A 12,621-nucleotide genomic window follows, 5' to 3' on the forward strand; every position below is an offset into this window, starting at 1 on the left:
ACACATCCACAAGATCGGTGAAAAGCTTATTTGCAGAATCGGAGTAGCGTCGCTGGCTAACGTGGGTCAGTCCGATGGGGGGACTCGCCCCCGAAGCGCGTTTGCGGCCTCGGGCGGCGTCAAGATATCCGTAAGTGTGGTTAGCGATCGGCGCGCGCGATGGATCGGGCGGCCTGCTGCTTGGCGCGCATAATGTCGATATCCGCGCCGGTCAGCGTCATCGAGATCGGTGCACGCCTGGGGAAGTGAAGATGATAGTTGAACTCGTCGGTAGCCGGGTTAAACAGGACATGGCTCTTTTGCACATCCGCGCGTGCGGCGCGCCGGATCACCTCGGCGAATTGCCGGGCCGGGTAAGGGGCGTTTCGAACGCTGGAAATCATCGCTGCGAGGGCTTGGCTCGCCTCATGCTGGAGCCAAGCGGCGTCATCAAACGATCGGATCAACACGGCCATTCGCCGGCCGTCATCCGTTTGCATTTGGGCGATGAAATGATCGCCCACAGCAACGACGTGAAAATCTGTCAGAGCCGGTGGAAGCCCTTCCTCTGAATCCATTGCTGACGATACCAAGAGTCTACCCATAACCGCATGAATCCTCTCATTTATTTGGTTCCCGCCGCTTTGAATAATCCCCCGCTTGAACATCGGGAGGCCCCGAGTCCTCGTCGTCGTTTTGCTCCTTTCGCCCCAATGCGCGCAGCCGGTTATCAATCATGGTCTGAAAGTGCTCATAGAGCGTTTCGTATTCTTCCGGCGGCAACAATTCCAACTTTGAATCGATGCTCGGCTTTGCGATCGGGGTGCCTTTCCCCTCGGCCAGCCATGCATGCGAAATATTAAATTCCTTGGCGATCGTTATCAGGTGATCGCGTTTCATCCCGACGCCGATTTCCCAATTTCCTACGGCGCCTCGGGTCACCCCAAGGCGTTCGGCGAAATCGGATTGTCGGTGATAACCGAGGATTTCCTTCCTGAGGTATCTGATGCGTTTGCCAAGCTCCACAAGCTCTGCATGCTTTTCAGCCTCCCTTTTTTTACCCGCCGCCAATTCGGCTCGGCTCACCAATCGCCTTTTCCCGCTCGTCACAGGTGCATTTCCCCCACCAGGTTCAACCATGCCACACGCCAGCTTAACTTGTCACCGTGAAATTCTCAAAATCTCTTGATCCCGCGTGAAAATATTGCTTACATTTATAAATGAACGCGAGCAAACAAAACTTATCGACTGATCCTCGGGCCATTGCATGCGAGGCCGCCAAGACTCGCGCAGGCGGGGCAAAGTTCCTCGCCCAAAGGCTGGGCGTTTCCCGCCAGCTGGTCCACGCCTGGAAGATCATCCCGGCAAAGCACGTGCTGCGCGTCGAAAGGGAAACCGGCATTTCCTGTCACATTCTGCGCCCCGACGTATTCGGCCCGGCGCCAGTAAATAAGGAGGCGGCGGAATAGCCGCCTGATGTTCCGCCGACCATGCCCCGGCCGGCGGGAAAGGCCACCGCGCCCCCACTCTCCGCCGTGGGGCTTTCCTTCCCTCCACGGCGCCCTCGCGACGCGGTGGCCGCCCCTAACCCAAGAGGAGGCCCCCAATGCCCGCCACCATCGGCGATAATTCCAAGGACCTTACACCAGCCGAGCAACGTGCTCTTTACATGCACCACTTTAACCAAATCTTGGTCCAGACCGAGAAGTGCAAGGCCGAAAACGCCGTCCGGCTGAAACTTCGCAAAGAGGCCAAGGCGAACGGCATCGTCCTCGCCGACATCGATTTCGGCCTCCGCTGCGCGCAGATCGAGGACCCTTCCATCATCGTCAATGAGCAGAAGCGGCGCGCCGAGATCGGCCGCTATTTCGCGCTTCCGATCGGCGCTCAATCAGAATTCGACTTCGACCGCGAGCCGGCCGTCGATCGCGCACGGCGCGAGGGCGAAAGGGCTGGATATGAAGCCGTCAACGCCGACACCAACCCATATGACGAGAACTCGGCGCAGGGCCGGGCATGGGCGAAGGGCTGGAAAGAAGCGCAGGCGGAAATGGCCGCTAACCTACAGTCCGCCATGGAAAAGAAGCAGGCCAATCGCGCGCAGAAGGCCGCCGATCTGGCCGCCGCTGATGATGGCGAGAACGATCCCGAGGACGACGACGAGGCCGATCTGGCCGAGGCCGCCGAATAGGGGGCCGCCGCCATGCAACCCGAGAAAGTAATCTGGAAAGAGGCCGACCGGGACAAGGTGGCCGAGATGCTCAAAAAGGGCTGGTCGGCCGCAAAGATCGGCCAAGAGATGGGCATTTCCCGAGGCGCGGCCATCGGCCGGATTTTCCGCAATGCCCGGTTAAGGGCGCTGATGAAGCGCCCGCCCAAAGCCGCAAGCCCGAGGAGGTGGCCGGTGAAGAAAGTCGCGCGCTCGACCATTAAAGCCAACCCGGCGCCGGTCCTCCAGTTGCCTCCTCCGCCCATGCGATTTGTGCCGCTGGCCGAATTGAAGCGCGGCGATTGCCATTGGCCGGTGAGTCCGCACGGCGCCGCCCCGGATCAGCACCTATTTTGCGGCGCCGGCACCCGCAAGGGCGAGAAATGGTGTCCTTATCACCAACTGATCGGCTATCAGCCTCGGGTGCCCCGCCATGGGTAAGCGATCCGACTTCCCCCGGCGCAAGGCGGACGATTACGCCACGCCCTTGAAGGGGGGCACGCCAGTGCTCCCGCATCTTCGCGCCGAGGGGATCGTGACCTTTGTCGAACCGTGCGCGGGCGCTGGAAATCTGGTCGCGCATCTATGCAGCTTTGGCTTCCTTTGCGCCTTTGCCCGCGATCTGCGCGACGGCTTCGACGCCCTGACCTGCGATCCAAACATATTTCAGGGCGCCGACGCGATCGTGACGAACCCGCCGTGGACGCGGGCTGTGCTCCATCCGATGATCGAGCGCTTTTCCGATATCCTGCCGACATGGCTCCTGTTTGATGCCGATTGGGCGCACACCAAGCAAGCGGCGCCTTATCTCGATTATTGCTCCCACATCGTCGCTGTCGGCCGGCTCAAGTGGATACCGGGCACGAAGCATCAAGCCAAGGATTCCTGCGCGTGGCATCGCTTCGACCGCCGGCATTCTGGCGGCCCGCACTTCATCGGCCGGCCCTCAAATCAAATCGCAAATAGTTACGTGGAGGCGGCGCAATGACTGCGGAACTCGCCCGATACGATGCCATGTGCCGGGCCATCGATGAGGCCTACCAAATCGATGAGGTCAAAGATATTCGGGACAAGGCGCTGGCGCTTGAGGTTTATGCCCGGCAAGCGAAAAACATCGAAGCGGAACGCCGCGCGTGTGAAATCCGGCTCCGGGCCGAGCGCAAGGCCGGCGAGCTGCGGCGCCAAGAGGAAAAAAGCAGGGGCGGGCGACCTGCAAAAAACCCTCCCGACCAAGCCGGGAAGGTTTCGACCAATGCGGAGCGCCGCGCCGAACTCGGGATTTCAAAAGATCAGGACGAGCGCTGGCAAAAGCTCGCTGCGGTTCCCAAAGAGGAATTCGAGGCGGCACTCGCCGAGCCGGGCGTGCCGACCGCGAACAGCATCATCGCGAAGATTGCTGAAAAGCGATCGAAGCCCATGGACAGCGCCGCCCTATGGCTTTGGGGCCGCATGAAGGACTTCGAACGGAACGGAATTCTGGCCGACGATCCCGACCGCGTTTGGGCGGAAATGGCGGATCACATGCGGGCAGATATGCGCCGGCTGGTACCGCGCGTCTGTGAATGGCTCAACCAATTGGAGGCGTCAAATGCCGAACAAGGGAACATCGGAGGCCGCGAGGCTGCGCGAAATTCTGTCTGCCGTGTATGAACGGCGGAAAGATGAGGCCCGCGTGAGCCCGTCGTGGCTGGCGACCGAGGCAATGACCGAGCTTGACCCGGATCGGGAGGCGCCGCCTCTGGTCTATCTCGGTTGCCATTTGGAGCTACGCCAGATCGCGCGGGAATTCTGCCGAAAGCGCTTCGAGCCGGAAGATGATGGGGAGGCGCATGATCTTTTCCCCGCTCTACAGGCCCGCTATCCAACGGCGCGCTCATCCAAGGATGACACCGAATATGTGAAACTCGAATGTCTGAATCGCGACGACATTGCCTTTAACGTCAACCGGCTTCGGTCTGAGGCCGCGCACAAGCTGGCACACGCCGACGCTTTGGAAGAATACGGCGAGTTGCGGGCGGCCTGATAATGCTGATCCTCGGCCTCGACCAGTCCATAACACGCACCGGGTTCGCGCTCTACGAATACCCCGGTGACGAGCGAGACATGCGCTGCGGCTCGTTTTCGTGCAAGGACGGGGCCGATCCAGAGGAAAAATGCGAACTGTTCGCCCGCCAGTTCAAACGGCTGGTCGGGCCGAAAGAGCGCCGCCCGGATTTCATCGTATGGGAGCGCGCCCGGCGGCGCATCTCGGCTTATCCCAAGAAGCCGAACCCCAATTTGCTCGGCCTGGGCGGCGACGGTCCCGCCCTCTGGACGGTCAATGCCGATCAGCTGCTCTTGCCAGAAATCCAAGGCATCATCCGGGGCGAGGCGATCAGCTACCGCATTCCGCATGAGTCAGTTCCGCCGGCCACATGGCGCGCGGCGATCTATGGCAAGGGCGGCGGCAAGCTGTCGCGCGCCGACGCCAAGGCGCAAGCGAGGACCTATTGCAAGGCGCTTCGGATCGCGGCCGGCAACGAGGACGAGGCCGAGGCCGCATGCATCGCCAGATGGGCCGCGACGTGCTCGCAAAAACTCCGCCTCCTATTTGCGGAGGCGGCAGCATGACGGCGGAACGGTGGATGCGCTTCTATCCGTCCGACTGGCTCGGAGACCCCGCCTTGCGCACATGCAGCTATGCCGCGCGCGGCCTCTGGGTGGACATGCTTTGCCTCATGGATGCCGCTAAGCCTCGCGGTCATCTCAAGCTAGGTCGCCAGAAGGTCGATGCACAGACGCTCGCCACGCTGACAAACGGCACGCCGAGGCTGGTCGAAAAGCTGCTGGCCGAACTGCAAAAAGCGGGCGTTTTTAGCGTCAATTCGAGGGGCACGATCTACTCCCGGAAAATGGTACGTGAAGAAAAGTGGAGCAAAAAGGGAAAAAAGATGTCGGCGGCTCGGTGGTCGAAAACTGCTGAAAATAAAGCGGAATTCGGCACAAGCAATGCTCGCAGCATGACTCCAGAATCCAGAGTCCATAATAAGCAAGAATCTTGTAGCTCTAGACTCGGAGCCGCGCGCGCGAAGCGCCACCATCAGCCCGACCACGATCCCCCCGATTTCAGCAACGATCCAGTGAACCCAAGCGAGGCGCTTTTGCGCACTCGCATCGTCAAGCATTGAACCGAACGGAGGAAGCTATGGAGCTAAGTGAGTCGCGGCAGCGTTCAGGTTGCTGTCAACGGGGATTGCTAGAAGGTTTGTTATCCGGACAGCAGACGGGAGCGATTGAAGTGGCAAACGTCATGAAATTCCGATGTGCCCAATCACGGCGTCGCAAGCGACGCAGACCATACGCAAACACGTCACGAAACAGGGAACCTCCAATGAAAAGATCATCAGACAAGACCGTCGCCGCAGGTCTTACTGCATGGCCGAAATTCCGGTCTCGCTGGCTGAGTACAATACTTGCTGGCACCACGCTGGTCCTGGCCACGACTGCTCTTGCTCCGACCGCAAGCGCCGGCGTCGTCTACGGTTTCACGGCAGTCGTGTGCGCGCCTGAGGACAAAGCCTGTGAGAAATACCAGAAGTTCGTGGAAGAGTGCAGACAGGCAGGTGGTACTTCGAAGGGTACGTGCGTAATTCAGGAGTTAGGCGGCGCAGGTGGGCGGCGTTTAGATTGACCGGGCCATGCGCTTCAATGCGCATGGCCCCGAAGGGCTGATCAATGGCAAGGCTCCCGGTCTGCCATCACGTTTGAACGATCACAAGCACGGAACTGGCTCTCAAACCGCGTCGCGAAATCTACCAGGACATCGTCGCTCATTGCTGCGACGCCCGCCGCAAGCTCCAAAGTCAGCCTAGGCGCATCATGTCCATCGGGCAGAGAATGGGCAAATAGGTCTTGATCAATGAGAGGCCGTGCTATCGCCTATGGTCGGGTTATTCGGTCGCTGGGTCTCTCCAGTTTTCAGCCGCGTGCCACGCAGTGCGTTTCCGCCTGTGCGTTAGCGTTCGTGGGCGCCGTTATCCGACATGCTGAACCCGGCTCCATCGGCGTGCACCAATCGTCATTCTCGGCGAACGCTGTTCTGGATGGCCATACAGCAGTCGCTGCGGTACAGCAGATGACCGCGCAGATAATGACGTATCTGCTTGAGATGGGCGTCGACCCGAAGCTCCTGCAACTCAGCCTTTCGGTGGCACCCAACGATATGCGGTACCTGACAGCAGCCGAAATGGACGAATACAACGTGACGGCGGGGCTACAAAACGCCGTTCCCGAAACACTACCTGACACCACAATGACACCCTCGGACGAAACCACCGCTCACGAGGAAGAAGAAAGGCCCCTCGCAAATGAAGACAGGGCCCTAGCGTTTGTCTCTGCCTATTACCAGGCGTGGTCGCTGGGAAATGCGGAGGCGCTCGTGTTTATGGATCGGGCATATAACGAGACAGTGAGCTTCTACGGGAAACCAAGGTCGCGGATTTATGTTGTCGACGAGAAGGTGAAGTTCGTCATGCGCTGGCCGGTCCGGGCCTACAACGTCAAGCCGGGCACCGCTACGGTCTCATGCGCCGCCTACTGCGTTGTTGCAGGGATCGTCGACTGGTACGCGAGGCGTGATGTCGGGTACGGAGTATCATCCGGCTCGGCGCGCTTCCTGATCTCGTGGGACCCCTCAACACAGAAGATTGCTTCCGAGAGCGGTGAAGTGCTGGATGTGGACAAGGATGCTGTGGCTCCGGTCCGCGTCCTATCGCAGTGGTACGATCAGAATGCTGTTTGCCGCGGAACCGTCGACAACACCGAAAGGACACAGGCGGCCTGTACATATCGGGAAGTGATTGCAGCGAAGTTGAAGGCCGTCGGCTGGTGCTACGCGGGCGAAGGCCAGGCCGCATATCAGACGGACTGGCATAAATGCGATACCACCGGCTCGAGCTTCGCGAATGGGAGCCTTGCATCAAAGGCAGAGTTCCCACGCGCCGCGCGATATGCGGTGACGGAGCGTTTCACCGGCCGAACTAAGCTTCCAGATTTCCGCGGGAGAGACCGAAAGTTCAACTCGTTCCGCACCCGAATCCGCAACGGCATGCGCGAAGGCCCCAACTTTGCGGGGCATTTCTCTGTGATCCAGATTGGATGCGGAACTGGGTGTACCTTTGCAATTGTCGGTGACAATAACAGCGGAAGACCTGCCAATCTCCCGCGCGGCGGTGAGGAAAATATGTACATGCAGCTTCACTTCGAGATAGGAAGCCGCCTTCTAGCAGCGCAGTGGCTCGACTATAAAGCCAATAAGTGCTTCGTTGAGTTCTTTGATTACAACCGCAAGAAGTGGGAACTGATTAGTAAGCTCGATGTCGGATCGTCTGATGCATGCTACCGGACCGTGGCCGAAAACCTGCGCTGAGAAGAGCTCGTCCGCCAATGCTGACTACCAATGTCGTTGCACGTTTGATACGCGCCGCGAACGACGTTGGTCGTCCGACCAGAGCTAACCGGATAAAGGCTCAGCCCGAACCGGTAATAAAGCCAGACGGCATGAGCAACGATTTCGATCGGGAAGCGATGGTTCTTGTAGGTGGCGCATGCTTGGACCATGCGCCACCTGACCATCGTCAAACCGTTAAGTCAAAATCAATGTGACAGCACCGGTCGGCGACATGTCCGGGCACTGCGGCGACAAAGAAGCGCAGTGCAAAGGCCGGCCCCATCCGGCGGGGCCGGCCGAAAGGCAGCCTTGAAAAAGACGGCTGCCAAGACAGGAGGGCAGGCTTAACGGCCTGCCATCCGAGATTCAGCGCGCCGGAAGTTGTCCGATTTCCTCGCGCTCCGGTGCGGCGATCACTCTGTCAGCCTTCTCCTGGGCTTGCGCCGAAGGCTGGTTGCAACAAGCGCCGAAAACAGTCTTTGCGCGCTCGGTGGCTGCGGCTCTTTCTGCACCGCTCAGTTCGTTGTATGGCTCCGTCTCGAAAGAGAATTTGCCGGAATCGAATGCCTCCCCTTCGGATTGTTGGGCGACCATGGACCACATGGCCGATGTAGTCATGTCTTTTTGCCCGTAGGCGCTGAGGCCGGTCAGCAAGGCGGCAAGCTGGGCGCCTCTCAGATTTCCCTGTTCAGTCAGATGCACCGCTTCGTTCAGCCAATCCTTGTAAACGGCGGGATCGACGTCGAAGGCCTTGTTGGCAAGCTTGGCTTCGGCCCGGGCGGCATCTACGGCGCGGAAATCCTCGAACAAGACAATGGCCTTGGCATTGACATCCCCCGCGGCCGCGGCTTCGCGCATCAAATCGCCGGAATTGCGGATGTCTTCCGCGGTGACACCGCTGCACTGCACCTCCATCGTGCGAATCTTGAAAGCGGTGGCGGCGACAAGATCTTCGAAGTTCCTGTCGCCGCTTTTTTCCAGTTTTGCGGCATCGGCCAGATCCTGGTCGTGATGGCTCCGAGATTCGAAATAGTCGGCGCATCCCCGCGCCAGAATCGCTGCGCCGTAGGCGGGATGCCCTCCGTAATCCTTGGCCTGCAATGCATATTGCGCCGGATCCAACAGATCAAATCGAACGGGAGCTTGAGGGTCGGCAGCCAACTCCTCATTGTTGGATATGAGGATCTGATTCGGGATCGCAGGAGATTGCTGCTGGGAAATCTGTGGCAACACCTCGGCCATTGCTGCAATTCCATCCGACTGGACCGCCAAAGCTGTAAGCGATACGAGAAGGACGCGCAGCAATTTCTTTTTGCCTGTTGCCTTTGAGTCGTAGATCGGCATTTTTTTATCCTTGGATTTTGACGCCAGCCCACTGCTTTCAATGGGCCGGCCGAAGATTCGAACGGGCAAATGCAATTCAAGATTTCACGTCGGCAGCCAGTTCCTTGGCGTAGGCGGACATATCCCTGCCGTCATCGTTGAAGGTAACCAGCTTCTTCTCAGCGGCCGCTTGCGCACGGGCCCTGCTATCCCAGAGTTCGTCGCAGAGTGTGGACTGCGTGCGGGTCGAGCAGCCGTTTCTGCGCCATTCGCTCAACCAATACGCCGCATCGTTCAAGGCGCGCGCGATATCGCGGTAATTCTTCTCCATGGCCAGAAATGCGTTATTTACTTTTGTCTTGTCGTCGACGATTTCGTCGTAGTTCGGCTTATCGGTCCTTTTCGCCTTGTCGATGGCATTGTGCGCAGCAGACATTTCGGAATCGGTCTTTTTGAGAGTCGCCTGCGTCGCCCATCCGCAGGCGCTGGCGGCGGCGGCCACGCTCCCGGACTTGACGATTGCCTTGATGTGCGACGCAGCTCCAGGCCCGTCGGCCGGCTTCCACGCGGCTACAAAGCCGGCGGCGATAGCGCCGCAAAGATTGGTGACCACAACCTTGGTAAAGTCGCCGTCGCTCTCTCCGGTTCCCGCCGTAATGAGCATATTGGTCGCGCCAACCGAGCCCCAGCCAGCCCAGCCGCGCCAATCGAAATATTCCTTGATCAGATTCGCGGGGGTCCAAAAAGCGCTCAGGATCGAGTGATCGTCCGGCGTGACAGCATGCGCCGACCCTGCCAGCAAGCTGCCCGACAACAGGCAGGCACAGGCGATTTCTGAAAGCTTCCTCGGTGATTTTTGCTTATACGGCGCCTGTGGCAGATGCCACAGTTCTTTGCCGTGGCGCGGAATGCGCTCCGACGTCGACTCCATTTGATCGTTCGGATTGTCAGACGGTGCAGAAAAATGATCCATGACGCTTTTCCAACTACATGAGGGTTTTAGTCCGTCGCTGCTTATAAAGCATTGCGTGCTGCGTTAGTCAACACCCACCGTCGGTCACACGCGCGTCGTCTACGAACCGACAGACCCCTATCACCGGGCCTTCAAGCGGATCGAACGGTCTTTCGTGGTTATGGAGCCACGCGGCTTACCAGTTGCCTGCCTGCTGAAAGTGGAAACTCTACGGCAAGATTAAGAGCTAATGCTGACGGAACGGCACGAGAACACGTTCAGTACGGATGTGGATTCGGGAACAAAGCGGCCGAAGAATTGCGCCGCCAGCACCACAACGGCGAATTTGACGCCTCGAAAGCGGAAAGCAGAGCCGCGTGAATCATCGACGCGCCATGGGCGCACCTGGTCTGGAGCCGATATCTGCTCGTGCTCGACCGATCTGACCACGCCGGCCCCGAGGCGGGACGATGGTTTTCTACATGCCCGGCGCCACGCATGAATTCGTCCTGCAAGCGCTGGACCCGGAACGGCTCATCCCCAAGGACGCGCCGATCCATGGAAGCGGCTACCGGCCGCTGATCCCGCCAAACACCTGTCAGTTCAAGGCGACTGGCACACTGCCGCGCTGGCGAGACTTCAGGTAATCGTGACGCTATCGTGGCCGAGGAAAGAAGCCACTATGCCCCGGCGCAAATTTCCGCTCGCGCTGGAATAAGCTGCTTGCCGATGCCTATCCGCTTGCCTACTGAGAATTGCGGCCGAGCCCGCCTATGTGGCATGGGGCGGGCTCGGCCATTCCGGGTGCACCATAGTCGGCCCTGGTCAAGGGGGGATGCAGGGCGGCGGGCTACGTGGGGTTTCCCCGCCATTTCTCCGACTAGCAGCGTTCTTTCGCAGTTTTGGCTGCGCTCTGCTGCGATCAGCCACCCGGAATTAGAATTATTCTACGGCAGGTGCCCCGGGGGTCATCGCCGGAGTAGAGGCCTTTAACCGCTCCACCGCGAAAGTGACCAGCTTCAAGGGGACGGGCATTTCCGGCAAAGGATGGTCGCCCCGACGGCCGAACATAGCATTGGTCAGATTTCCAGCGCCTGGGCTTCCTTGTAGCGGCCAAAGTCGGCGAGTCGCTTTGCATATCCGTGACGACCCGGCCCCCACCAGCGGCGATGCTCGTTGGCCAATCAGGTAAATATTATTTTCTATCATACGTATTTTTCCCCTCAGTTTTTATGGCTAATGCCTCAAGCGCGAGCCCGATGATCCGGGGTGAGCCCTGGAACGCGTGGCGCTGAGACGTGTGAGGCCCTATTCGCAAGGATTCTGCGGCCATTTGAAACCCGTTCCGAGAGCGGCGAGCGCGGCTTTGTATTCGCTTGTTGTCACAACTGCCGGATGATAGTTGCCAATCTGATCGAAAACAATATTGACATAGAGAACTGTTATCTCAACCATCGAGCGTAAGGAAGGGCAAATTGAAAGAAATACGGGTAAGGGCAAGCGCAGATGCGCGTTGAACGGAGAAGAATGAGGGAGATGATGTGGTGCTGCCTCGGAGGCTTCGATCTGACCCGCTTCCTCGTCACTTCCGCCGCCCGGTCGACCCAATATTCTCGGTCGCGCGTGGAAGAGGATCCCAGCCTCGGGCCGATGGAAGGCAGGATGCGGAATTTCCTGCAATGAAAGGGCGGAGCATGAGACAGAGTTTGAAAGTCCAGACCACGGACATTGATCAGAAGATAGGCGCCCGCATTCGGGAATTCCGGCTGCTGCGGAGCATGTCGCAGGGAGCGCTTGCCGAAAAGCTCGGGATCACGTTCCAGCAATTGCAAAAATACGAGAAGGGCGCCAACCGGATCTCGGCCTCGGCGCTGATCCTGATCTGCAAGGAGCTTGGCATCACGCCCAACCATATTCTTGGCGCGTTTTTCGATAATGACGAGGACTCCGGGCTCGTCGATTAGCTGATGCATCAGATCGCCGTGCGCGACCGCGAGCTCAAGGCTATTCAGGCGGCTTTCTCAGAGAAAGGCCCGCCCTCGCGAGGCAGCGCTCGCGTCAGATTGAAGAGGGCCGTCCAATGATCCCGCAATATCGCGTCTTCGCGCTGGCCGTGGCGGTCGCCATCGGCCTACTCATGCTTCTGATCGTCCGAGCCGGGACTGCGGGTTTGTTATAATCGGGCGACCCCGTTTGATTCACGCCCGAGGCGTTCATGGTAAAGAGGAAACCGCACGATCCGCACCGTTCCCTGCGCGGCGTCGTTGTCGATAATCCATTCTACAGCCGCGCCCATTCAGGGACCGCCGGCAACCCCAAGCAGATCAGCGCGGTAATCAATACCCGCCAGAGCGCGGTCATCATGCTTTACTCGCGTGGCCGCCTCGATCCCGCGCAGCTGGCCGCCGCAAACAGGTTCGGCGCCCTTTGGGAAACCATGGGCGGCAAGGGTGCCGGCGCCATCGACTATGGCAAGGAGCCGGTAGACGGCGGCCAGCGATCCGATCCGATCACCGAACGCCAGCTGGTGGCCGCTGATGAATTGCGCCGCGCCCGGCGCCGCTTGCGTGATCCCGATCGCTACCGGCTGGTATGTCGGATATGCGGCGAAGGATATGCCTTGCATGAACTCGGCCGATCGAGGCGCGGCAAGCTGGCCGCCGCCAATGAACTCCGCTCCTGCCTGGACGATCTTGCCGATTTGTGGGGCCTTGCCACCCGCCGCTGAAA

Annotated in this window: 16 protein-coding genes and 1 pseudogene; 12 read left to right on the forward strand and 5 right to left on the reverse strand. The window is 59.4% G+C overall.

The window, feature by feature from the left end; translation table 11 throughout:
* Positions 1–140: 140 nt before the first annotated feature.
* A complete protein-coding gene (locus JOH52_RS12675) occupies positions 141–557 on the reverse strand; it encodes a hypothetical protein (protein ID WP_234834452.1) in 417 nt (138 codons plus the stop codon).
* Positions 558–600: 43 nt separating this feature from the next.
* Complete coding sequence (locus tag JOH52_RS12680) at positions 601–1,119, reverse strand: helix-turn-helix domain-containing protein (protein ID WP_014529267.1); 519 nt, start codon at positions 1,117–1,119, stop codon at positions 601–603.
* Positions 1,120–1,199: 80 nt separating this feature from the next.
* On the opposite strand from JOH52_RS12680, the gene JOH52_RS12685 reads away from it, so the two are divergent.
* From JOH52_RS12685 to JOH52_RS12725, 9 genes are all read left to right on the forward strand, one after another.
* The gene (locus tag JOH52_RS12685; protein ID WP_014529268.1) at positions 1,200–1,448 is read left to right on the forward strand and encodes a transcriptional regulator; all 249 of its coding nucleotides are present in this window, start codon (positions 1,200–1,202) and stop codon (positions 1,446–1,448) included.
* 137 nt (positions 1,449–1,585) lie between these two features.
* Positions 1,586–2,170 carry a ribosome modulation factor gene (locus JOH52_RS12690; RefSeq protein WP_014529269.1) on the forward strand — a complete coding sequence of 195 codons (585 nt, stop codon included), beginning with the start codon at positions 1,586–1,588 and terminating at the stop codon, positions 2,168–2,170.
* A 12-nt stretch (positions 2,171–2,182) separates the two neighbouring features.
* Positions 2,183–2,629 carry a GcrA family cell cycle regulator gene (locus JOH52_RS12695; protein ID WP_014529270.1) on the forward strand — a complete coding sequence of 149 codons (447 nt, stop codon included), beginning with the start codon at positions 2,183–2,185 and terminating at the stop codon, positions 2,627–2,629.
* Positions 2,622–3,176 carry a hypothetical protein gene (locus JOH52_RS12700; RefSeq protein WP_127657887.1) on the forward strand — a complete coding sequence of 185 codons (555 nt, stop codon included), beginning with the start codon at positions 2,622–2,624 and terminating at the stop codon, positions 3,174–3,176. The genes JOH52_RS12695 and JOH52_RS12700 overlap by 8 nt, the downstream gene beginning before the upstream one ends.
* Before the next feature lie 26 nt (positions 3,177–3,202).
* Positions 3,203–3,838: a hypothetical protein gene (locus tag JOH52_RS12705; protein WP_234942940.1), complete on the forward strand. Its 636-nt coding sequence runs from the start codon at positions 3,203–3,205 to the stop codon at positions 3,836–3,838.
* Between the two features lie 52 nt (positions 3,839–3,890).
* On the forward strand, positions 3,891–4,211 hold the full coding sequence (locus JOH52_RS12710; RefSeq protein WP_153530140.1) for a hypothetical protein: 321 nt from the start codon (positions 3,891–3,893) through the stop codon (positions 4,209–4,211).
* A 2-nt stretch (positions 4,212–4,213) separates the two neighbouring features.
* Positions 4,214–4,798, forward strand: coding sequence for a RuvC family protein (locus tag JOH52_RS12715; RefSeq protein WP_127661892.1), 585 nt, complete (start codon positions 4,214–4,216; stop codon positions 4,796–4,798).
* Positions 4,795–5,355, forward strand: coding sequence for a hypothetical protein (locus JOH52_RS12720; RefSeq protein WP_127661893.1), 561 nt, complete (start codon positions 4,795–4,797; stop codon positions 5,353–5,355). Before JOH52_RS12715 ends, JOH52_RS12720 begins: the two co-directional genes overlap by 4 nt.
* A 947-nt stretch (positions 5,356–6,302) precedes the next feature.
* Positions 6,303–7,595 (forward strand): hypothetical protein, encoded by a 1,293-nt coding sequence (locus JOH52_RS12725; protein ID WP_234942941.1) that lies wholly within the window; start codon positions 6,303–6,305, stop codon positions 7,593–7,595.
* Between the two features lie 91 nt (positions 7,596–7,686).
* Here the strand turns inward: JOH52_RS12725 and JOH52_RS12730 are convergent.
* From JOH52_RS12730 to JOH52_RS12740, 3 genes and pseudogenes are all read right to left on the reverse strand, one after another.
* Positions 7,687–7,786 (reverse strand): annotated as a pseudogene (locus JOH52_RS12730) (IS6 family transposase); the annotation flags it as partial.
* A gap of 196 nt (positions 7,787–7,982) precedes the next feature.
* Entirely contained in the window at positions 7,983–8,960 is a 978-nt protein-coding gene (locus JOH52_RS12735; protein ID WP_014529279.1) for a hypothetical protein, read from the reverse strand.
* 76 nt (positions 8,961–9,036) lie between these two features.
* A complete protein-coding gene (locus JOH52_RS12740) occupies positions 9,037–9,912 on the reverse strand; it encodes a hypothetical protein (RefSeq protein ID WP_014529280.1) in 876 nt (291 codons plus the stop codon).
* A gap of 449 nt (positions 9,913–10,361) precedes the next feature.
* Here JOH52_RS12740 and JOH52_RS12745 point away from each other — a divergent pair, with 449 nt between their 5' ends.
* The 3 genes from JOH52_RS12745 to JOH52_RS12755 all read left to right on the forward strand — a co-directional run bounded on the left by JOH52_RS12745 (position 10,362) and on the right by JOH52_RS12755 (position 12,619).
* Positions 10,362–10,538: a hypothetical protein gene (locus JOH52_RS12745; protein WP_014529281.1), complete on the forward strand. Its 177-nt coding sequence runs from the start codon at positions 10,362–10,364 to the stop codon at positions 10,536–10,538.
* A gap of 1,047 nt (positions 10,539–11,585) precedes the next feature.
* A complete protein-coding gene (locus JOH52_RS12750; protein WP_014529283.1) occupies positions 11,586–11,855 on the forward strand; it encodes a helix-turn-helix domain-containing protein in 270 nt (89 codons plus the stop codon).
* Positions 11,856–12,106: 251 nt separating this feature from the next.
* Entirely contained in the window at positions 12,107–12,619 is a 513-nt protein-coding gene (locus tag JOH52_RS12755) for a hypothetical protein (protein ID WP_014529284.1), read from the forward strand.
* Positions 12,620–12,621 lie beyond the last annotated feature (2 nt).

Source organism: Sinorhizobium meliloti, from assembly GCF_017876815.1.
Taxonomy (GTDB): Bacteria; Pseudomonadota; Alphaproteobacteria; order Rhizobiales; family Rhizobiaceae; genus Sinorhizobium; species Sinorhizobium meliloti.

Excerpts from the sequence above, each read along its gene's own strand:
- JOH52_RS12740 (WP_014529280.1), bottom strand. The coding sequence starts at position 9,912 with ATGGATCATTTTTCTGCACCGTCTGACAATCCGAACGATCAAATGGAG.
- JOH52_RS12755 (WP_014529284.1), top strand. The coding sequence starts at position 12,107 with ATGGTAAAGAGGAAACCGCACGATCCGCACCGTTCCCTGCGCGGCGTC.
- JOH52_RS12710 (WP_153530140.1), top strand. The coding sequence starts at position 3,891 with ATGACCGAGCTTGACCCGGATCGGGAGGCGCCGCCTCTGGTCTATCTC.
- JOH52_RS12705 (WP_234942940.1), top strand. The coding sequence starts at position 3,203 with ATGTGCCGGGCCATCGATGAGGCCTACCAAATCGATGAGGTCAAAGAT.
- JOH52_RS12680 (WP_014529267.1), bottom strand. The coding sequence starts at position 1,119 with ATGGTTGAACCTGGTGGGGGAAATGCACCTGTGACGAGCGGGAAAAGG.
- JOH52_RS12745 (WP_014529281.1), top strand. The coding sequence starts at position 10,362 with ATGGTTTTCTACATGCCCGGCGCCACGCATGAATTCGTCCTGCAAGCG.
- JOH52_RS12715 (WP_127661892.1), top strand. The coding sequence starts at position 4,214 with ATGCTGATCCTCGGCCTCGACCAGTCCATAACACGCACCGGGTTCGCG.
- JOH52_RS12720 (WP_127661893.1), top strand. The coding sequence starts at position 4,795 with ATGACGGCGGAACGGTGGATGCGCTTCTATCCGTCCGACTGGCTCGGA.
- JOH52_RS12725 (WP_234942941.1), top strand. The coding sequence starts at position 6,303 with ATGACCGCGCAGATAATGACGTATCTGCTTGAGATGGGCGTCGACCCG.
- JOH52_RS12700 (WP_127657887.1), top strand. The coding sequence starts at position 2,622 with ATGGGTAAGCGATCCGACTTCCCCCGGCGCAAGGCGGACGATTACGCC.
- JOH52_RS12685 (WP_014529268.1), top strand. The coding sequence starts at position 1,200 with ATGAACGCGAGCAAACAAAACTTATCGACTGATCCTCGGGCCATTGCA.
- JOH52_RS12690 (WP_014529269.1), top strand. The coding sequence starts at position 1,586 with ATGCCCGCCACCATCGGCGATAATTCCAAGGACCTTACACCAGCCGAG.
- JOH52_RS12735 (WP_014529279.1), bottom strand. The coding sequence starts at position 8,960 with ATGCCGATCTACGACTCAAAGGCAACAGGCAAAAAGAAATTGCTGCGC.
- JOH52_RS12695 (WP_014529270.1), top strand. The coding sequence starts at position 2,183 with ATGCAACCCGAGAAAGTAATCTGGAAAGAGGCCGACCGGGACAAGGTG.
- JOH52_RS12675 (WP_234834452.1), bottom strand. The coding sequence starts at position 557 with ATGGATTCAGAGGAAGGGCTTCCACCGGCTCTGACAGATTTTCACGTC.
- JOH52_RS12750 (WP_014529283.1), top strand. The coding sequence starts at position 11,586 with ATGAGACAGAGTTTGAAAGTCCAGACCACGGACATTGATCAGAAGATA.